Origin of the sequence: Curtobacterium sp. 314Chir4.1 (genome assembly GCF_900215175.1) — a bacterium.
In the GTDB taxonomy this organism is placed as follows: domain Bacteria; phylum Actinomycetota; class Actinomycetes; order Actinomycetales; family Microbacteriaceae; genus Curtobacterium; species Curtobacterium pusillum_A.
This window is the reverse complement of record NZ_OCMI01000001.1, coordinates 220,914-240,513: the sequence shown is the minus strand read 5'-3', so window position 1 is coordinate 240,513 and position 19,600 is coordinate 220,914. Positions and strand designations below refer to the sequence as shown.

Annotated in this window: 19 protein-coding genes; 1 reads left to right on the top strand and 18 read right to left on the bottom strand. The window is 69.7% G+C overall.

The window, feature by feature from the left end; genetic code table 11:
• Positions 1-4: 4 nt before the first annotated feature.
• From CRP27_RS01090 to CRP27_RS01040, 11 genes are all read right to left on the bottom strand, one after another.
• On the bottom strand, positions 5-268 hold the full coding sequence (locus tag CRP27_RS01090) for a F0F1 ATP synthase subunit epsilon (protein WP_022905458.1): 264 nt from the start codon (positions 266-268) through the stop codon (positions 5-7).
• Between the two features lies 1 nt (position 269).
• Complete coding sequence (gene atpD, locus CRP27_RS01085) at positions 270-1,724, bottom strand: F0F1 ATP synthase subunit beta (protein ID WP_022905457.1); 1,455 nt, start codon at positions 1,722-1,724, stop codon at positions 270-272.
• A gap of 47 nt (positions 1,725-1,771) precedes the next feature.
• A complete protein-coding gene (locus CRP27_RS01080) occupies positions 1,772-2,674 on the bottom strand; it encodes a F0F1 ATP synthase subunit gamma (protein ID WP_071296243.1) in 903 nt (300 codons plus the stop codon).
• Complete coding sequence (atpA, locus tag CRP27_RS01075; protein ID WP_097178955.1) at positions 2,675-4,303, bottom strand: F0F1 ATP synthase subunit alpha; 1,629 nt, start codon at positions 4,301-4,303, stop codon at positions 2,675-2,677.
• Positions 4,304-4,410: 107 nt separating this feature from the next.
• On the bottom strand, positions 4,411-5,205 hold the full coding sequence (locus CRP27_RS01070; protein WP_097178954.1) for a F0F1 ATP synthase subunit delta: 795 nt from the start codon (positions 5,203-5,205) through the stop codon (positions 4,411-4,413).
• 2 nt (positions 5,206-5,207) lie between these two features.
• Positions 5,208-5,762 carry a F0F1 ATP synthase subunit B gene (locus CRP27_RS01065; RefSeq protein WP_079236206.1) on the bottom strand — a complete coding sequence of 185 codons (555 nt, stop codon included), beginning with the start codon at positions 5,760-5,762 and terminating at the stop codon, positions 5,208-5,210.
• 9 nt (positions 5,763-5,771) lie between these two features.
• Positions 5,772-6,008: an ATP synthase F0 subunit C gene (gene atpE, locus CRP27_RS01060; protein ID WP_027465781.1), complete on the bottom strand. Its 237-nt coding sequence runs from the start codon at positions 6,006-6,008 to the stop codon at positions 5,772-5,774.
• 67 nt (positions 6,009-6,075) lie between these two features.
• Positions 6,076-6,888 carry a F0F1 ATP synthase subunit A gene (atpB, locus tag CRP27_RS01055; RefSeq protein ID WP_097179580.1) on the bottom strand — a complete coding sequence of 271 codons (813 nt, stop codon included), beginning with the start codon at positions 6,886-6,888 and terminating at the stop codon, positions 6,076-6,078.
• Between the two features lie 152 nt (positions 6,889-7,040).
• Positions 7,041-7,520, bottom strand: coding sequence for a hypothetical protein (locus CRP27_RS01050; RefSeq protein WP_255257390.1), 480 nt, complete (start codon positions 7,518-7,520; stop codon positions 7,041-7,043).
• On the bottom strand, positions 7,517-8,743 hold the full coding sequence (locus CRP27_RS01045) for an MraY family glycosyltransferase (protein WP_079236207.1): 1,227 nt from the start codon (positions 8,741-8,743) through the stop codon (positions 7,517-7,519). The genes CRP27_RS01050 and CRP27_RS01045 overlap by 4 nt, the downstream gene beginning before the upstream one ends.
• Positions 8,740-9,414 carry an L-threonylcarbamoyladenylate synthase gene (locus CRP27_RS01040; RefSeq protein WP_097178953.1) on the bottom strand — a complete coding sequence of 225 codons (675 nt, stop codon included), beginning with the start codon at positions 9,412-9,414 and terminating at the stop codon, positions 8,740-8,742. The genes CRP27_RS01045 and CRP27_RS01040 overlap by 4 nt, the downstream gene beginning before the upstream one ends.
• Positions 9,415-9,450: 36 nt before the next feature.
• On the opposite strand from CRP27_RS01040, the gene CRP27_RS01035 reads away from it, so the two are divergent.
• Positions 9,451-10,104, top strand: coding sequence for an HAD family phosphatase (locus CRP27_RS01035; protein WP_101685994.1), 654 nt, complete (start codon positions 9,451-9,453; stop codon positions 10,102-10,104).
• A gap of 238 nt (positions 10,105-10,342) precedes the next feature.
• Here CRP27_RS01035 and prmC read toward each other — a convergent pair whose 3' ends face one another.
• The 7 genes from prmC to lysA form a co-directional block, all read right to left on the bottom strand.
• Positions 10,343-11,176 (bottom strand): peptide chain release factor N(5)-glutamine methyltransferase, encoded by an 834-nt coding sequence (prmC, locus tag CRP27_RS01030; protein WP_255257436.1) that lies wholly within the window; start codon positions 11,174-11,176, stop codon positions 10,343-10,345.
• A 61-nt stretch (positions 11,177-11,237) separates the two neighbouring features.
• Positions 11,238-12,320 (bottom strand): peptide chain release factor 1, encoded by a 1,083-nt coding sequence (gene prfA / locus CRP27_RS01025; RefSeq protein ID WP_097178950.1) that lies wholly within the window; start codon positions 12,318-12,320, stop codon positions 11,238-11,240.
• A gap of 3 nt (positions 12,321-12,323) precedes the next feature.
• A complete protein-coding gene (rho, locus tag CRP27_RS01020) occupies positions 12,324-14,540 on the bottom strand; it encodes a transcription termination factor Rho (RefSeq protein WP_097178949.1) in 2,217 nt (738 codons plus the stop codon).
• Between the two features lie 162 nt (positions 14,541-14,702).
• Positions 14,703-15,659 carry a homoserine kinase gene (gene thrB / locus CRP27_RS01015; protein ID WP_097178948.1) on the bottom strand — a complete coding sequence of 319 codons (957 nt, stop codon included), beginning with the start codon at positions 15,657-15,659 and terminating at the stop codon, positions 14,703-14,705.
• A gap of 32 nt (positions 15,660-15,691) precedes the next feature.
• Entirely contained in the window at positions 15,692-16,771 is a 1,080-nt protein-coding gene (thrC, locus tag CRP27_RS01010; protein WP_097178947.1) for a threonine synthase, read from the bottom strand.
• A gap of 51 nt (positions 16,772-16,822) precedes the next feature.
• A complete protein-coding gene (locus CRP27_RS01005) occupies positions 16,823-18,130 on the bottom strand; it encodes a homoserine dehydrogenase (RefSeq protein WP_079236215.1) in 1,308 nt (435 codons plus the stop codon).
• A 45-nt stretch (positions 18,131-18,175) separates the two neighbouring features.
• Complete coding sequence (gene lysA, locus CRP27_RS01000; RefSeq protein ID WP_097178946.1) at positions 18,176-19,582, bottom strand: diaminopimelate decarboxylase; 1,407 nt, start codon at positions 19,580-19,582, stop codon at positions 18,176-18,178.
• Positions 19,583-19,600 lie beyond the last annotated feature (18 nt).

Genomic DNA, 19,600 nt, shown 5'->3' with positions numbered 1-19,600 from the left:
CCGGTCAGGACGCCAGCGCGGCCTGCCGCGCCACGATCGTGACCGTGTCGTGCTCGACCGACAGGAAGCCGTCCTCGGCGTCCGCCGCCACCGTCGAGCCGTCGGCCCGGGTGATGCGGACCTGACCCTGCGCGAGGGTCGCGAGCAGAGGCTCGTGTCCCGCGAGGATACCGATCTGGCCCTCCGTCGTCCGAGCGACGACCATGGTGGCGTCTCCCGACCAGACCTCGCGGTCGGCCGAGACGACGCTCACGGTGAGTGCCGCCATGTCAGCGGTTCTCCTTCTGGATCTGCGCCCACTTCTCTTCGACGTCGTTGATGCCACCGACGTTGAAGAAGGCCTGCACGGCCACGTGGTCGAACTCGCCGTCCGCGATCGCACGGAAGGACTCGATGGTGTCCTTCAGCGGCACGGTCGAACCCTCGACACCCGTGAACTTCTTGGCCATGTAGGTGTTCTGCGAGAGGAACTGCTGGATACGACGAGCGCGCTCGACCGTGATCTTGTCCTCTTCGGAGAGCTCGTCGACACCGAGGATGGCGATGATCTCCTGCAGCTCCTTGTTCTTCTGGAGGATCTGCTTGACGCGCGTGGCCGTCTCGTAGTGGTCGGCGCCCAGGTACCGGGGGTCCATGATCCGCGACGTGGAGGTCAGCGGGTCGATGGCCGGGTACAGACCCTGCGACGCGATCTCGCGGGAGAGCTCGGTCGTGGCGTCGAGGTGCGCGAACGTGGTCGCCGGCGCCGGGTCGGTGTAGTCGTCAGCCGGCACGTAGATCGCCTGCAGCGAGGTGATCGAGTGACCACGCGTCGAGGTGATGCGCTCCTGGAGCACACCCATCTCGTCGGCGAGGTTCGGCTGGTACCCCACCGCGGACGGCATGCGGCCGAGCAGCGTGGAGACCTCGGAACCGGCCTGCGTGAAGCGGAAGATGTTGTCGATGAAGAGGAGCACGTCCTGCTTCTGGACATCGCGGAAGTACTCCGCCATCGTCAGCGCCGACAGGGCCACGCGCAGACGCGTTCCCGGCGGCTCGTCCATCTGGCCGAACACGAGGGCGGTCTTGTCGAAGACGCCCGCCTCTTCCATCTCGCCGATGAGGTCGTTGCCCTCACGGGTGCGCTCGCCGACACCGGCGAACACCGACACACCACCGTGGTCCTGCGCGACGCGCTGGATCATCTCCTGGATGAGGACCGTCTTGCCGACACCAGCACCACCGAAGAGGCCGATCTTGCCACCCTGCACGTACGGGGTGAGGAGGTCGATCGACTTGATGCCGGTCTCGAACATGGACGTCTTCGACTCGAGCTGGTCGAAGGCCGGGGCCTTGCGGTGGATCGGCCAACGCTCGGTGATCTCGAGCTTCTCGTCGGTGTTGAGCACGTTGCCCAGCACGTCGAAGACCTTGCCCTTGGTGACGTCGCCGACGGGGACCGAGATGGGAGCGCCCGAGTCACGGACCTCCTGGCCACGGACCAGACCGTCGGTCGGCTTCAGGGAGATGGCGCGGACGAGGTCGTCGCCGAGGTGCTGTGCGACCTCGAGACCGATCTCCTGCGACGAATCACCGATGGTGATGGTCGTGAACAAGAGGTTGTACATCTCGGGGATGGCGTCGTGCGGGAACTCGATGTCGACGACGGGGCCCGTGACACGGGCGATCCGGCCGACACCGGGCGCCGACGACGTCTCGACCGCGGTGGTTGCGGTGTCGGTCATGGCTGGTGCCTTCCTGAGGGTGGGTAACTGTCCGCGAACGACGCGGACTACTTCTTCTTCGACGAGAGGGCGTCGGCGCCGCCGACGATCTCGGAGATCTGCTGGGTGATCTCGGCCTGTCGGGCGTTGTTCGCGAGACGCGTGAAGTCGCGGATCAGCGAGTCGGCGTTGTCGCTCGCGGCCTTCATCGCCTTCTGGCGGGCGGCGTGCTCGGAGGCAGCCGACTGCAGCATGGCGTTGAAGATGCGGCTCTCGATGTAGACCGGGAGCAGCGCGTCGAGCACCGCGTCGGCGTCCGGCTCGAACTCGTAGAGCGGCAGCGGCTCGTCGTTCGACGGTGCCTCGACCCCCTCGACGACCTCGAGCGGGAGCAGCCGGACGACCTGCGGCTCCTGCGTGGCGAGGCTCAGGAAGCGGTTGAAGACGATGTGGATCTCGTCCACGCCACCCTCGGCCGTGTCCTGCAGGAACTTCGCCACGACGGCGTCGCCGATCGACTTCGCCGTCGAGAACTCCGGCTGGTCGGTGTTGCCGACCCACTGCTGCTCCGACGCGCGCTCACGGAACGCGAAGTACCCGACGGACTTGCGCCCGACCAGGTAGAACACGACGTCCTTGCCCTCGCTGCGGAGCAGGGAGGCGAGCTCCTCGCCCTGCTTGAGGACGTTCGTGCTGAACGCACCGTTCAGGCCGCGGTCCGACGTGAACAGCACCACGGCTGCCCGCGTCGACGACTCCGGCTCGGTGGTCAGCACGTGGTCGACGTTCGAGAACGTCGCCACGGCCGACACCGCACGCGTCACGGCCCGCGAGTACGGACCCGACGCGGCCATGCGGGCCTGCGCCTTCTGGATCCGCGACGCCGAGATCAACTCCATCGCGCGAGTGACCTTCTTCGTGGTCTTCGCGGACTTGATTCGCTGTCGGTAGACCCGGACCTGCGCTGCCATCTAGCGACGACCCTTGACGATCTGCTCCTGGTCGACGTCCTCGGCCGAAGCGGCCTCGAACTGCTCGGACCCGAGCGTCTTGCCGTCGCTCGTCTGGAAGCTCTTGGAGAACTCGTCGATCTGCTTGCCCATCTCGGCGACGGTGTCGTCGCTGAGCTGGTTCGTCTCGCGGAGCGTCGTCAGGACGTCCGAGTTGCGACGCAGGTGGTCGAGCAGCTCCGACTCGAAGCGCAGGACGTCGGCCACGGGGACCTCGTCAAGCTTGCCGTTCGTGCCGGCCCAGATCGAGACGACCTGCTCCTCGACCGGGTACGGCGAGTACTGCGGCTGCTTGAGGAGCTCGGTCAGGCGGGCACCGCGCTCGAGCTGACGACGCGACGCCTGGTCGAGGTCGGACGCGAACATCGCGAACGCCTCGAGCGAGCGGTACTGCGCGAGCTCGAGCTTGAGCGTGCCGGAGACCTTCTTGATCGACTTGACCTGTGCGTCACCACCGACGCGGGACACCGAGATGCCCACGTCGACGGCCGGACGCTGGTTCGCGTTGAACAGGTCCGACTGCAGGAAGATCTGGCCGTCCGTGATGGAGATCACGTTGGTCGGGATGTACGCCGAGACGTCGTTCGCCTTGGTCTCGATGATCGGGAGACCCGTCATCGAACCGGCGCCGAGCTCGTCGGACAGCTTCGCGCAACGCTCCAGCAGACGGGAGTGCAGGTAGAAGACGTCACCCGGGTAGGCCTCGCGGCCCGGCGGACGACGCAGGAGGAGCGACACCGCACGGTAGGCCTCGGCCTGCTTCGACAGGTCGTCGAAGATGATGAGGACGTGCTTGCCCTGGTACATCCAGTGCTGACCGATGGCCGAGCCGGTGTACGGGGCGAGGTACTTGAAGCCGGCGGGGTCGGAGGCCGGGGCGGCGACGATGGTGGTGTACTCCATCGCGCCGGCGTCCTCGAGCGCACCCTTGACGGAGGCGATCGTGGAGCCCTTCTGGCCGATGGCGACGTAGATGCAGCGGACCTGCTTGTCCTCGTCGCCCGACTCCCAGTTGGCCTTCTGGTTGATGATCGTGTCGATCGCGATGGCCGTCTTGCCGGTCTGGCGGTCGCCGATGATCAGCTGACGCTGACCGCGGCCGACGGGGATCATCGCGTCGATGGCCTTGATGCCGGTCTGGAGCGGCTCGTGGACCGACTTGCGGGCCATGACGCCGGGTGCCTGCAGCTCGAGGGCACGACGACCCTCGGCCTGGATCTCGCCGAGACCGTCGATCGGTGCGCCGAGCGGGTCGACGACGCGACCGAGGAAGCCGTCGCCGACGGGGACCGAGAGGACCTCGCCGGTGCGGGTGACTTCCTGGCCCTCTTCGACACCGGCGAACTCGCCGAGCACGATGGCGCCGATCTCGTCCTCGTCGAGGTTCTGCGCGAGGCCGAGGGTGCCGTCCTCGAAGCGGATGAGCTCGTTCGCCATGACGCCGGGGAGGCCCTCGACGTGCGCGATGCCGTCACCGGCGTCGATGACGTGCCCGACCTCGGCCGTGGAGGCCTTCGTCGGCTCGTAGTTCGAGACGAAGTCCTTCAGGGCATCACGGATCTCATCGGGGCTGATGGTGATGTCTGCCATGGGATTTTCCTTGTTGGTTTCCGGGGCCCTTCGGCTCCGAGAGGGTGACGCTGCCTGACTCGGCAGTTCCCGTTGTGGACTTGGGAGGAGCGGCTTCGACGGTACGCCTAGCCGGCGAGCTGGAGCCGGAGCTCCGAGAGTCGCGTGGACACGGTGCCGTCGATGACGTCGCCGCCGAGCTGCACCCGGACCCCGCCGACGACCGACGGGTCGACCACGTGGTTGATGCTGATGTCCTTGCCGTGCTGCTGCGCGAGCGCCCGGGCGACACGAGCCGCCTGGCCGTCCGTGAGCGGCGTCGCGGTGATGACCGTCGCGACGAGCTTGCCGGCCTGCTCGGCCACGATGCGCGAGGCGTCGCGGACGAGTTCGCCGATGCGACGACCACGGGGCTGCTGCACGAGGTGCGACAGGATCACGATGGTCTGCTCCGACGCCTTGCCGCCGAGCAGCCGCTCGACGAGTGCGCTCTTCTCCGCCGGGCTGCCGAGCTTCGTGCCGAGCGCCAGCTCGAGGTCGGCGTCCGAACGGACGGCGGTCTCGAAGGAGAACAGTTCGGCCTCGATCGGCGTCCCGGAGGCCGCGGTGGCGGCGACGGCGCGGATGCCCGCGTCCTCGATGCCGACGAGCAGGTCCTGGTGCGAGGACCAGCGCGAGCCGGCCACCGCGGTCAGGACCGCACGCGTCGCGGCCGACTGACCGGCGAAGACGCGGTCGATGACGACCTTCTTGCCGGCCGGGTCGGCCGTCGGGTCGGACAGCAGACCGAGCAGCTGCGGCGCACCGGCGATCGCACGCCCTGCGGCGAGGATCTCGGCACCGGCGGCGAGGTCGGCCGCACCGCCGAGGTCGGCGAGCACCGCCCTCGTGGACGCCAGTGCTTCCCTGGTGGCGCTGCGCATGCTCAGTGCTCCCCGGTCTTCTCGGCCTGCGAGGCCTCGAGGTCAGCGAGGAACCGGTCGACGACCGCGTTCGACTTGGCGTCGTCCTTCAGGGACTCGCCGATCACGCCGGACGCGAGGTCGAGGGCAAGGGTGCCCACCTCGGACCGGAGCGACTGGAGAGCGCTCTGACGCTCGGCCTCGATCTGCGCCTGCGCGTTGGCGGCGATGCGTGCTGCATCGGCCTGCGCCTGCTCGCGGAGCTCGTTGCCGATCGCGTTCGCGTCGGCACGGGCCTGCTCGCGGATCCGCGACGCCTCGGCACGGGCCTCGGCGAGCTGCTTGTTGTACTCCTCGAGCGCAGCAGCGGCCTGCTCCTGAGCGGCCTCCGCCTTCTTGATGCCGCCTTCGATGGCCTCCGTGCGCTCATCGAGCATCTTCGTGATGCGCGGCGTGACGACACGCCAGAACACCAGGAAGATGATGACGAAGGCAACCAGCGACCACACGATGTCGTACACCGGCGGGATCAGCGGATTGTGCGTTTCCTCCGCCGCGATGATGAGTGCGTTCTGCATCGAGGAACCTTAGTTGGTGAAGATGAAGTACGTGGCGATACCGATGAAGGCCAGGGCCTCGGTGAAGGCGATACCGATGTACATGAGGGTCGTCAGACGGCCCTGGAGCTCGGGCTGGCGAGCGACGGACTCGATCGTCTTGCCGACGACGATGCCCACGCCGATGGCCGGGCCGATCGCTGCGAGGCCGTAGCCCACGGTCGCGATGTTGCCGTTGATCTCCGCGAGAACGGTCGTTGCGTCCACGTGTTTTCCTTTCAAGATGCGGCCCGGCGGATGCCGTGCCGTATTGGGGGTCAGTACAGGTCGGTGGTCAGTGCTCGTCAGCCAGCGCGAGCTGGATGTACACAGCGGTCAGCAGCATGAAGACGTACGCCTGCAGCAGCGCGACCAGGATCTCGAAGAAGCTGAACGCGATGCCGAACGCGAGCGTCCCGACTCCGAAGAGGGCGAAGAGGTTGCCGCTCTCGAAGAAGAAGAACTGCGTGGCTGCGAAGAACAGGACGAGCAGCAGGTGGCCGACGACCATGTTCATCAGGAGTCGCAGCGTCAGCGTCACCGGACGGAGCACGAAGGTCGAGACGAACTCGATCGGCGTCACGATGATGTAGAGGAACCACGGCACACCGGGCGGGAAGAGCGCGTTCCGGAGGAACGTCCCGGGATGCTTGCGCAGACCTGCGTAGATGAAGGCGAGGTACGCGACGACCGCGAGGATCAGGGGCATCGCGATACGGCTGGTACCACCGAGGTTCAGACCCGGGATCAGACCCGTGAGGTTCATGAACAGCACGCCGAAGAAGATCGTCGCCAGCAGCGGCAGGAAGCGCTTGCCGTCCTTCTCTCCGAGGTTGTCGAAGGTGTTGCGACGGACGACGTCGAACGCGTACTCGATGAATGCCTGACCGCGGTTGGGCACCAGCTTCAGCGAGCGTGTCCCCACGAAGGCGAACACCAGCAGAACGGCGACCGCGATGAAGCGGATGATGACGACGCGATCGATCTCGAAGGGCGTCCCCGCGAAGAAGATCGCATCGGGGAAGAACTCGTTGATCGACGGACCATGGAACTCGGCGGCCTTGCTGCTCCCCGCCGCAACGGTGTTACCCGCAGCGGTGAGGGACAGGGGAAGAGCGTGGGATAGCAGCGCTGTCTCCTGTGTCGGCGCGCGCACGCATGGCACGCGATGGTGGACGTTGTGGAGGCTTGCCCGCTCCGAGCAGTGCTCCGGACGCGGACTCCGAGAAGCCTATCAGGTGCGAGAGGCTTCCCGGGCTCTCAGTTGCGGGGTGCGTCCTTCTCAGGAGACGCGGAGTCTCCGGGGAGGGACACCCCGATCGGGATCCGGGCCTTGGCCACCGCGACGACGTCGATCACGAGGGACCCGACGACGCCGACGATGATCACGATCGCGAGGACCGGGAAGTCCACCCACGCACGGTCCCGCAGCAGGACCAGCACCACGATGAACACGATGAACTTCAGGAGCCAGGTGCCCATCACGATGCCGAAGAAGGCACCCGAGATCATCTGCCCCTTCGAGACGCGCAGCGCGACGAGCACGCTCACCGCGGTCAGCCCGAGGAACACCACGCTCAGGACGGCACCGAGCAGGCCACCCACGAGCCCGGGCGTGCCGGCGACGAGCAGGCCGACGACTCCCCCGACCACGGCGAGTCCGACGGCGAGGACCGCCCCCCACGTGATGATGCGGCGGAACACCGGCCGGACGTGGTCGAGCGCGTTCGGTGCGGTCACGTGATGTCTCCTGGGATCGAGCGGTCGTTGGCGGCCCGGTCGAGCGGGTCGAGGCTGGCGTCCACCACCGTGGTGGAACGGGTGGCTGCCTGGGCGGCGAACTCGGCGCGTTTGCGGCCGAGCGGCGCGAAGGTGGCGACGGCGCAGACCGTGAAGCCGACGGCGACGAACACGACGACCCAGTACCAGTCCACGAAGAGGAACAGCAGGCAGCCGACGGCGACCGTGGCCGTCCACGCGTAGAAGATGAGCACGGCGTGGAAGTGCGAGTGCCCCATGTCGAGCAGACGGTGGTGCAGGTGCTTCCGGTCGGCCGAGAACGGCGACTTGCCGGCGCTGAGGCGTCGCGTCACGGCGAGACCGAAGTCCAGGATCGGCACGATGAGGATCGCGAACGGCAGCAGGATCGGGATGAACGCCGGCAGGAGCGCCTGGCGTGTCTGCACCGCAGCGGGGTCGATGTTGCCCGTGACCGACACCGCACTCGTCGCCATCAGGAAGCCGACGAGCAGTGCCCCGGCATCTCCCATGAAGAGCTTCGCCGGGTGCCAGTTGAGGATGAGGAACCCGAAGCAGGCACCGACGAGGACCGCCGTCAGCAGCGACGGCAGGTTGAAGAAGAACTCGGTCTGCACGACCACGCGGTTGATGAAGAACGTGTACAGGAAGAACACGCCGCCGGCGATGATCGCGACACCGGCGACCAGACCGTCGAGCCCGTCGATGAAGTTCACCGCGTTCATCACGAGCACCACGGCCAGCACGGTGAAGATCAGGCTCATGTAGGACGAGCCCACGCCGAGCGTGTTGCCGATCGGCAGGGACACGATCGCCACGCCCTGCCACGCCAGGATGCCCGCTGCGATGATCTGCCCCGCGAGCTTCGTCATCCAGTCGAGGTCCCAGATGTCGTCCGCGACTCCCAGCACCACGATGATGGTCGCTCCCCCGAGCACCGCCAGCACACGGCCGGGTTCGGAGAACACCAGCCGGAAGTAGTCCGTGCCCGCGATCGACGGGAACAGGAACCACGCCGCGAGCAGGGAGACGATGACGCCGATGTACATCGCGATCCCGCCGAGCCGCGGCGTCGGCGTGCGGTGCACGTCCCGCTCACGGACCTTCGGGTACCACTTGTACTTCAGCCCCAGCTTCCACACGATCCAGCTGACGCAGAAGCTCACCACGGCCGCGATGGCCCCGGCGAGCAGGTAGTACTTCATCCGACGAGGTCGGCTCCGACGACCCTGGCGATCTCGTCGTCCGAGATCACGCCGTGACGGACGATCAGGAGCTTCCCGCCGTCGGAGAGCCCCGTGGCGTCCACGATCGTCGAGCCCGTGGAGGCTGCGAACCCGTCGTGCGCCTCGATCGGGCCGCCGTCGAGGTACACGGCGACGCTGTCACCGAGCATCGCCTCGGCCTGGTCGGCGTCCATCGCAGCCGGGTCCCCGGTGGAGTTCGCCGAGGACACCGCGAGCGGCCCGACTTCCTGCAGGAGTTCGAGCGCGATCCGGGAGTCCGGCATGCGGAGGGCGACGGTGCCGCGCGTCTCGCCGAGGTCCCAGTCGAGCGACGGCTGGGCGCGCAGGATCACGGTGAGGCCGCCGGGCCAGAACTCGGCCACGAGGTCGCGCACCTGCTGCGGGATGTCGCTCGCCAGTGCCTCGAGGGTCGGCGGACCGGGGATGAGCACCGGCGGCGGCGACTGGCGGGTGCGGCCCTTCGCGTCGAGCAGACGCTGGACGGCGGACGCGCTGAAGGCGTCCGCGGCCACGCCGTAGACGGTGTCGGTGGGGACGACGACGAGTTCTCCGCGCCCGAGGGCGGCACGTGCGAGCCGCATCCCGGTCAGGAGCCCGTCGGAGTCGGTGCAGTCGTATCGGGATGCCATGACTCGACGATGATAGTGCGACACAATGGTGGCATCGTGAACGAGACGCCTGCGCCCCGACTCCTGTTCCTCTTCGACATGGACGAGGTCCTCGTCCGGTACGACTGGAAGGTGCGGATGGCCGCCCTCGCCGAGTTCACCGGACACGAGTTCCAGGAGCTCCGCCGACGGTGGTGGGACTGCGGCAACGAGCAGCGTGCCGAGGCCGGCGGGTACGCCGACGGCGACGCGTACCTCGCCGCGTTCGAGGCGGCGATGGGCTGCGACGTCCCCGAGGCCGACTGGGCGCGGATCCGCGGCGGCGCGATGACCGAGCTGCCCGACCGCATCGAGGCGGTCCGCGTGGCGAGCGAGCACGGGCGCGTCGGGCTCCTCACGAACAACGGGCCGCTGGCCGGCCGGTGGATCCACCGCTGGGCGCCGTCCCTCCCGCCGCTGTTCGGCGAGCACCTCGACACGACGAGCAACTTCGGCGCGCGGAAGCCCGAGCCCGAGGTGTTCCTCCGCGCCCTCGAGCACCACGGCGTGCCGGCCGAGCGAACGTTCTTCGCTGACGACATGCCGATCAACGTCGAGGGGGCGCGGAGCGTCGGCATCCACGCGGTCCTCGTCGAGGAGCACACCGACCTGCGCGAGGCGGTCCTCGCCTTCGTCGCGGCGCAGGACCGCGCCGCGGCTCCCGCCGCGTAGGAAGCGGAACCGGGCGTACCAGGTCGAAAGGAACCGCCGAGTACGCCCGAAAGGACCAGGCACGCCCGGAACCACACCCCCAGGCCCGCGCCCCGCACGATCCTTCCCATCGCACGCGCGATGGGAAGCGGAACCGGGCGTACCGGGTCGAAAGAACCCGCCGGGTACGCCCGAAAGGACCAGGTACGCCCGGAACGCCCCACCCCGACCCCGGACGGGAGGCGCGGGCCGGCCCGGGCTAGCGGGTCGCGGTGGTCGTGCGGTCGCGTCCCGTCAGGTCCTGGTGCGTCTCCGGGGTACGGAACCCCCGGCGCGCCAGCACGTCACGCACGCCGGCGCCCTGCGGCTCGGCGTGCTCGACCACGAGGACTCCCCCTGGGACGAGCAGGCGCCAGGCCGTCTCGGCCAGGGCACGTACGGCGTCGAGGCCGTCCGGGCCGCCGTAGAGCGCCATCGCGGGGTCGTGGTCGCGGACCTCGGGGTCGATCGGCACCGCGTCGTCGGGGACGTACGGCGGGTTCGACACGACGACCGACACCGTGCCGTCGAGTTCGGGCAACGCGTCGGCGAGGTCGCCCTCGACGAGGCGGACCGTGCCGCCGTGGGACTCGACGTTGCGCCGGGTCCACGGGAGCGCCTCGGGCGAGCGCTCGACGGCGTACACGACGGCGTTCGGCACCTCGGTGTCCATGGCGATCGCGATGGCGCCGCTGCCGGAACCGAGGTCGACGGCGATCGGCTCGGGGACGGCGACGGCGCGGAGTGCGTCGATGCCGAACTGCACGACGCCCTCGGTCTCGGGCCGCGGGACGAAGACCCCGGGCCCCACCGCCAGGGTGAGCGCGCGGAAGTGGGCCTCCCCCGTGATGTGCTGCAGCGGCTCGCGAGTGGTGCGGCGGGCGACGGCCTGCCGGAAGCGCTCGACGTGCCCGGCAGCGATCGCGCCACCGGTCAGGGCACGGGCCTGCACGGCACCGCGGGACGTGTCGGTCGCCCAGGCTAGCAGGAGTTCGGCGTCCACGCGCGGAGTCGGGACCCCGTGCGCGACGAGCGCAGCGGTCGCCTCGTCCAGGAGGCGATCCGCTGCGTACGTGGGCTGGCTGTCGGAGGTGATCCGTGCCTCCAGGGCGGGTCTAGGCGTCCTGGTCGCCGATGGCGGCCAGACGGGCCTCTTCGTCCGCACTGATGGCGGACTGGATGACGGGCTCGAGCGCACCGTTCATCACGCGGTCCAGGTCGTACGCCTTGTACCCGGTGCGGTGGTCCGCGATGCGGTTCTCCGGGAAGTTGTACGTGCGGATGCGCTCCGAACGGTCCATGCCGCGGATCTGCGACTTGCGCGCGTCCGAGGCGATGGCGTCGAGCTCCTCCTGCTGCCGCGCGAGGATGCGGGCGCGCAGGACGCGCATGCCGGCCTCGCGGTTCTGCAGCTGCGACTTCTCGTTCTGCATCGCGACCGTGATGCCCGTGGGCAGGTGCGTGATGCGGACCGCGGAGTCCGTCGTGTTGACGGACTGGCCGCCGGGGCCGGAGGACCGGTAGACGTCGATCTTGAGGTCGTTCTGGTTGATCTGGACCTCTTCGGGCTCGTCGACCTCGGGGAAGACCAGCACGCCGGTCGTCGAGGTGTGGATGCGCCCCTGCGACTCGGTCGCCGGCACGCGCTGCACGCGGTGCACGCCACCCTCGTACTTCAGGTGCGCCCAGACGCCCTGGGACGGGTCGGTCGCGTTCGACTTGATCGCGACCTGGACGTCCTTGTAGCCACCGAGGTCGGACTCGGTGCGCTCGAGCATCTCGATCTTCCAGCCCTTGGACTCGGCGTAGTGCGAGTACATGCGCAGGAGGTCGGCCGCGAACAGCGCCGACTCCTCGCCGCCCTCGCCGCCCTTGATCTCCATGATCACGTCGCGCCCGTCGTCCGGGTCGCGCGGGATGAGCAGCCGGCGGAGACGCTCCTGGCGCTCCGACAGCTGCTCCTCGAGCGCCGGGACCTCGTCCGCGAACGCCTCGTCCTCACGCGCGAGCTCCTGGGCGGCGGCGAGGTCGTCCCCCGCCGCCTTCCAGGACTCGTACGCGGACTTGATCTGGTTGAGCTCGGCGTACCGCCGGTTCACCTTCTTCGCCCGGGCCGCATCGGCGTGGAGCGCGGGGTCCGACAGCTGCTGCGTCAGGTCCTCGTGTTCCGCCAGCAGCCCTGCCACCGACTCGAACACGCGTTACTCCTGGTGACCGTTGTGGTGCCCACCGGTTGTGGGGACCGACTTCTGCACCTGGACCAGGAACTCGACGTTCGACTGCGTCTCCTTGAGGTTCCGCAGCACGATCTCGAGCGCCTGCTGCGGGTCGAGCCCGGCGAGGGCACGACGCAGTCGCCACGTGATCTTGACCTCGTCCGCGGAGAGCAGCTGCTCCTCGCGACGGGTGCCGGAGGCGTTGACGTCGACGGCGGGGAAGATCCGCTTGTCCGCCAGCTGACGGTTGAGGCGGAGCTCCATGTTGCCGGTGCCCTTGAACTCCTCGAAGATCACCTCGTCCATCTTCGACCCGGTCTCGACGAGCGCCGTGGCGAGGATGGTCAGCGAGCCGCCGTCCTCGATGTTGCGCGCCGCGCCGAAGAAGCGCTTCGGCGGGTACAGGGCCGACGAGTCGACGCCACCGGAGAGCACGCGACCGGAGGCCGGCGTCGCCAGGTTGTAGGCGCGGCCCAGGCGGGTGATCGAGTCGAGGAGCAGGACCACGTCGTGGCCGAGCTCGACCAGGCGCTTCGCACGCTCGATGGCGAGCTCGGCGACCGTCGTGTGGTCCTCTGCCGGACGGTCGAAGGTCGAGGCGATGACCTCGCCCTTCACCGTGCGCTGCATGTCGGTGACCTCTTCGGGCCGCTCGTCCACCAGGACGACCATGAGGTGCGCCTCGGGGTTGTTCTTGGCGATCGCGTTCGCGATGGCCTGGAGCACGACCGTCTTGCCGGCCTTCGGCGGGGAGACGATGAGGCCGCGCTGGCCCTTGCCGATCGGCGACACGAGGTCGATGATCCGCGTGCTGAGCTTGCCCGGCTCGGTCTCGAGGCGGAGGCGCTCGTTCGGGTACAGCGGGGTGAGGTCCTGGAAGTCGACGCGTGCGGCGGCTTCCTCAGCGGTCTGCCCGTTCACCGAGTCGACCTTCACCAGGGCGTTGTACTTCTGGCGGCTCTGCTGCTCGTTGTCCCGCGGCTGCTTGATCGCGCCGACGACGGCGTCACCCTTGCGCAGGTGGTACTTCTTCACCTGGCCGAGCGAGACGTAGACGTCGTTCGGACCCGGGAGGTAGCCAGAGGTCCGCACGAAGGCGTAGTTGTCGAGGACGTCGAGGATGCCCGCGATCGGGATGAGGACGTCGTCCTCGGTGATCTCCGGCTCGAACTCGTCGTTCTGACCGCCACGGCCGCGCTTGCGGTCGCGCTGGCGACGGCTGCGGCCGCCCTCGGTGTCGTCGGCGTTCTGCTGGGGCTGCTGCTTCTGCTGGCCCTGCTTCTGCTGCTGGCCGTTCTGCTGCTGGCCGTTCTGCTTCTGCTCGTTCTTGTCGTCCTGCTGGGCGTTCTTCTGGTCGCCCTGCTGGCCGTTCTTCTGGCCGTTGTCGTTCCGCTGGCCGTTGTCGTTCTTCTGGGCGGTGTCGCGACCGTTCTGGTCGCCGCCCTGCTCGCCGTTCTCGGCGTTCTGCCCACGGCCACGACCGCGACCACGGCTGCGGCGCCCGCGACGCGAACCGCCCTCGCCCTGCTGGTCGTTCTGGTCGCCGTTGTCGGCGCTGTCCTGCGACTCGCCGGACTGCTCGGACGACTGCTCCTGCTGGGGCTGGGCCGGGGCCTGCTGGTCGTTCGACTGCTCGGCCTGCTGGCCGTTCTGCTGCTCGGCAGCCTGGTTCTGCTGACCGTTCTGCTGGGCGCGACCGCCACGGCCGCGGCGCTGACCACCGGCCTGGGCTGCTTCCTGGGCGTCCTTCTCGGCACGGACCTGGTCGAGGCCGGCGAGGAGGTCCTCGGTGCCGGTCTGGCCGTGGTTGGTGTGCTCGGCGGCCGCGGTCGGCTCGGCGCTCACGGTGCCGCCGGAGGAGGCACGACGGGAACGACGGGCACGCGAGGGCGGCTGCTGCTCGGCCGGGGCCTCGGTGGCCGCGGGAGCGTCGGCGGCGGGTGCCTCGGTCGGCTCGGGCAGCGTCGGCTGCTCGACCGGTGCGGGTGCCGGTGCCGGTGCCGCGGGGGCTGCCGCTTCGGCCGCGGGGGCCTCGTCCGTCACGGGACGCTTGTCCTCGATCGAGGCGATGAGGTCGCCCTTGCGGAGCTTGGAGAGCCCGGTGATGCCGAGCGAGGAGGCGATGCGCTGGAGTTCCGGGAGCCGGAGGGCGCGCAGATCGCTGGGGATCTCCACCTGGGTGGAGTCGTTGACGTTCGTCAAGGTCGGTGTTTCCTTTCGAACCGCAGAACGCGGAGAGTTTCCACCGTCCCGGATGCACGGGTATGCATCGACCGCCGTTCAGACGACGGACCGGGATTCGGTGATCAGAAAGAGATTGCCCCCGCGCACCGGACCCTGCATGGCGAGGAACGTTCCTGCTGCCTACGCGGGTTCGGCTTGGAGCGCCGAGTGCGGCACCACTGTAGCACCACCCAGATCAACGGCCAGCATGAGCGCCCGCCAGTCGGATTCGCCGTGTCGCGTCACGAGCTCGGCCGCGGTCAAGCGCTGGCCGGGGTCGCTGCCGAGGACGAGGAGGCTCGGGCCGGCCCCGGACACGACGGCGGCGAGACCGTGCTGGCGCAGCAGGCCGATCAGGGCGTCGGTCTCCGGCATCGCGCTCGCGCGGTACGACTGGTGCAGCCGGTCCTCGGTCGCCGCCAGGAGCAGCTCGGGGCTCTGGATGAGCGCCGCGACCAGGAGCGCCGAACGGGACACGTTGAACGCGGCGTCCTCGTGCGGCACGCTCGCGGGCTGCAGGGAGCGCGCGAGCTTCGTCGACAGGGTGGACGTCGGCACGAAGACCACGGGCGAGACGCCGCGGTGCACCAGGAGTCGCTTGTACGCGGGCCCCTCGGCGGTCATCCACGCGATGGTGAGGCCGCCGAAGAGGGCGGGCGCCACGTTGTCCGGGTGCCCCTCCATCTCGGTCGCCAGGGTCAGCAGGGTCGAGGCGTCCAGGTCGACGATGCCCTCGAGCAGCCCCCGGGCCGCCATGAGACCCGCGACGATCGCGGCGGCCGACGACCCCATGCCGCGGCCGTGCGGGATGGCGTTGACGGCGTGCAGTTCGAGCCCGGGCTGCGGGACGCCGGCGTGCTCCAGCCCCCGGCGCACCGCCCGGACGACGAGGTTGTCGTCGTCCGTGGCGACCTCGCCGGCCCCGACGCCGTCGACCGTGACGGTTGCGCCGGGTTCCGGGCGGACGCGGACGACGACCTCGTCGTAGAGCGAGAGCGCGAGGCCGAGCGAGTCGAAGCCGGGGCCGAGGTTCGCCGACGTGGCCGGGACGCGGACACGGACCGCCCGTCCGGCCGGTACAGCGATGCGGGCGGTCATGCCCTCCCCCGGTCCGGACGAGCGGTCGGGGCTCACTCGGAGCCGACCAGTCCGAGCACGTCGGCGACCGACTTCGTGTCGACGGGGACGCTCGTCGGGGCGACCTCGCCGCCGTCCTGCGTGCGGAGGGCCCACTGCGGGTCCTTGAGGCCGTGGCCCGTCACCGTGATGACGACCTTCGCGCCCTTCGGCACGATGCCGGCGTCGGCACGCTCGAGCAGCCCGGCGACACCGATGGCGGAGGCCGGCTCGACGAACACGCCGACCTCGGCGGACAGGATGCGGTGCGCGGCGAGGATGGCCTCGTCGGTGATGGCACCGAAGTAGCCGTCGGTCTCGTCGCGGGCCTCGAGGGCGAACTCCCACGACGCGGGGTTGCCGATGCGGATCGCCGAGGCGATGGTGTCCGGGTTCCGGACGACCTCACCACGGACGATCGGGGCCGAGCCGGCGGCCTGGAAGCCGAACATGCGCGGGAGCTTCGTGGAGCGGCCGGCGGCGACGTCCTCGCCGTAGCCGCGCGAGTACGCGGTGTAGTTGCCCGCGTTGCCGACCGGCAGGAAGTGGAAGTCGGGCGCGTCGCCGAGCACGTCGACGACCTCGAACGCGGCCGTCTTCTGCCCCTCGATGCGGTCGTTGTTGACGGAGTTCACGAGGTGCACCGGGTAGTTCGCCGCGAGGTCGCGCGCGATGTCGAGGCAGTCGTCGAAGTTGCCCTGCACCTGCAGCAGCTGGGCGTCGTGCGCGACGGCCTGGCTGAGCTTGCCCATGGCGATCTTGCCCTCGGGCACGAGCACCGCGGCCGTGATGCCCGCGTGCGTGGCGTACGCGGCGGCGGAGGCGCTGGTGTTCCCGGTCGAGGCGCAGATGACGGCCTTCGCGCCGTGCTCCACGGCCTTCGAGATCGCCATCGTCATGCCGCGGTCCTTGAAGGAACCGGTCGGGTTCATGCCCTCGAACTTGACGTAGACCTCGGCGCCGGTGCGCTCGGACAGGCGGCGCGCCGGGATGAGGGGCGTCCCACCCTCACCGAGGGTGACGACGGGCGTCGCTTCGGTGACGTCGAGACGGTCGGCGTACTCGCGCAGGACTCCCTGCCACTGGTGGGCCATGAGGCTCCCCTTCTTCTTCGTTCGAAAGCTGGTGTGTCGGAGACGACGGCGTCAGGCGCCGACGACCCGCAGGACGCTCGTGACCTCGGCGACGACGTCCTCGTTGCGGAGCGCCACCACCGTCGAGGCCAGGTCCGACTCGCGCGCCAGGTGGGTCCCGATCACGAGGGTGGCCGTGGCGTCGGCACCCGATGCCACGGTCTGCTCGACGGTCTCGACGCTGACGCCGTGCTTGGCCAGGACGCCGGCGACGGTCGACAGCACGCCCGGGGCGTCCGTGACGTGCAACGTGATCTGGTAGCGGGTGCGGACGGTGCCGATCGGGAAGACCGGCAGGTCGGCCTGCGTCGACTCGGCGACACCGGGGCCGCCGATGACGTGCCGGCGCGCGGCGGACACCAGGTCGCCGAGGACTGCGGAGGCGGTCTCCACGCCACCGGCGCCGGCGCCGTAGAACATCAGGTCGCCGGCGGCCTCGGCCTCGACGAACACGGCGTTCTTGGCACCGTGCACGCTCGCGAGCGGGTGCGACTCGGGCACCAGGGCCGGGTAGACACGGGCGCTGACGCCCTCGGTGCCGTCGGCGTCGGTCAGGCGCTCGGCGGTCGCGAGGATCTTCACGACGTACCCGGCCTTCCGCGCGGCGCGGACCTGCTCGATCGTGACCGAGGTGATGCCCTCGCGGTGCACGGCGGCGAGCGGCACGGAGGTGTGGAACGCGAGCGACGCCAGGATCGCGGCCTTCTGCGCGGCGTCGTAGCCCTCGACGTCGGCGGTGGGGTCGGCCTCGGCGTAGCCCAGCTCGGTGGCCGTGGCGAGGGCGTCCTCGAACGTCGCCCCCTCGCGGTCCATCAGGTCGAGGATGAAGTTCGTGGTGCCGTTGACGATGCCCATGATGCGTACGATGCGGTCACCGGCGAGCGAGTCGTGCAGCGGACGGATGATCGGGATCGCGCCGGCGACGGCGGCCTCGTAGTAGAGCTGCGCGCCGACCTGCTCGGCCGCCGCGAAGAGCTCCGGGCCGTGGGTCGCCAGGAGCGCCTTGTTGCCCGTCACGACGTCGGCACCGGACTGCAGCGCCTGGAGGACGAGGGTGCGCGCGGGCTCGATGCCGCCGATCAGCTCGACGACGATGTCCGCCCCGAGGATCAACGACTCGGCGTCCGTCGTGAAGAGCTCCTTCGGCAGGTCCACGTCCCGCGGGGCGTCGACGTCGCGGACGGCGATCCCCACGAGCTCGAGGCCGGCGCCGGCACGCGAGGCCAGCTCGTCGCCGTGCTCGAGGAGCAGCCGCGCGACCTGGGAGCCGACCGAGCCGGCTCCGAGCAGCGCGACGCGGACGTTGCGGTATTCGATCATCTGGTGCGGGTCCTGTTCGTGGGGAGTCGGGTCGGGGCGGGGACGTCAGGCCCCCGGCGCGACCCCGGTGTCGCGGGCGAGGAGGTCGTCGATCGACTCGCCACGCACGAGGATACGGGTAGTGCCGTCGGCGACCGCCACGACCGGCGGGCGGCCGACGTGGTTGTAGTTGCTCGCCAGGCTCCAGCAGTAGGCACCGGTGGCCGCGACGGCGAGCAGGTCGCCGCGGTGCACGTCACCGGGCAGGTACTCGTCGTTCACGACGACGTCGCCGCTCTCGCAGTGCTTGCCGACGACGCGGGTGAGGACCGCGGAGGCGTCCGAGGTGCGGGCGAGCCGAGCCGTGTAGTCGGCGCCGTACAGTGCGGGTCGCGCGTTGTCGCTCATGCCGCCGTCGACGGAGACGTAGGTGCGCGTGGCGGAGACGTCGGACGACTCGTCGGAGAGCGTGACGGGCTTGATCGTCCCGACCCGGTACAGCGTGATGCCAGCCGGGCCGACGATGTACCGCCCGGGCTCGACCGCGATCTCCGGCACCGGGATGCCCCGCTCGGTGCAGGCCTCGGCCACGATGGTCGCGAGCGCGTCGGCGACGTCCTCCGGTTCGAACGCCGAGTCGGCCTCGGTGTAGTCGATGCCCCACCCGCCGCCGAGGTTGAGCTCCGGCACGGGGCCGGTCGCCACGAGCGTCGCGTGGACGTCCATCAGGCGTCGGGCGGCCTCCCTGAAGCCGGACTCGTCGAAGATCTGCGAACCGATGTGCGAGTGCAGGCCGACGAACGCGAGCGAGGGTTCGGCACGGACGGCCTCGGCGGCCCGGACCGCCTCGGTCAGCGGGATCCCGAACTTCTGGTCCTCCCGCGCGGTGGCGAGGTACTCGTGCGTCGAGGCGTGCACACCGCTGTTGATCCGGATGCGGACGCGCTGCACGATCCCGGCGTCCGCCGCTGCTCGGGCGACGCGCTGCACTTCCTCGTGGCTGTCGAGGACGATGGTCCCCACGCCGACCTCGACCGCGCGGGCGATCTCGACGTCGGACTTGTCGTTGCCGTGGAAGCCCAGCAGCGCCGGGTCGATGCCGCCGGCCAGCGCCACCGCGAGTTCGCCGCCGGTGCAGACGTCGACGCGGAGGTCCGCCTCGGCCATCCACGCCACGACCTGCGTCGTCAGGAACGCCTTGCCGGCGTAGTAGACGTGCGCTCGGGTGCCGATGCGCTCGAACGCCTCGGTGAACGCGTTCCGCACGCGCACCGCCCGGGACTGCACGTCGCGTTCGTCCACCACGTAGAGCGGGGTGCCGTACTGCGCGACGAGGTCGGACGCCGTCACACCGCCGACGACGAGGTCGCCGTCGTCGGTCCGCGTCGCGGACGCGGGCCAGATGCGCGCCTCGAGCGCGGAGGGGTCCGTCGGGAACCGCAGTCGCTGCGGGGCAAGGGGGTTCTCGCTCACGGGATCCGATCCTACCGA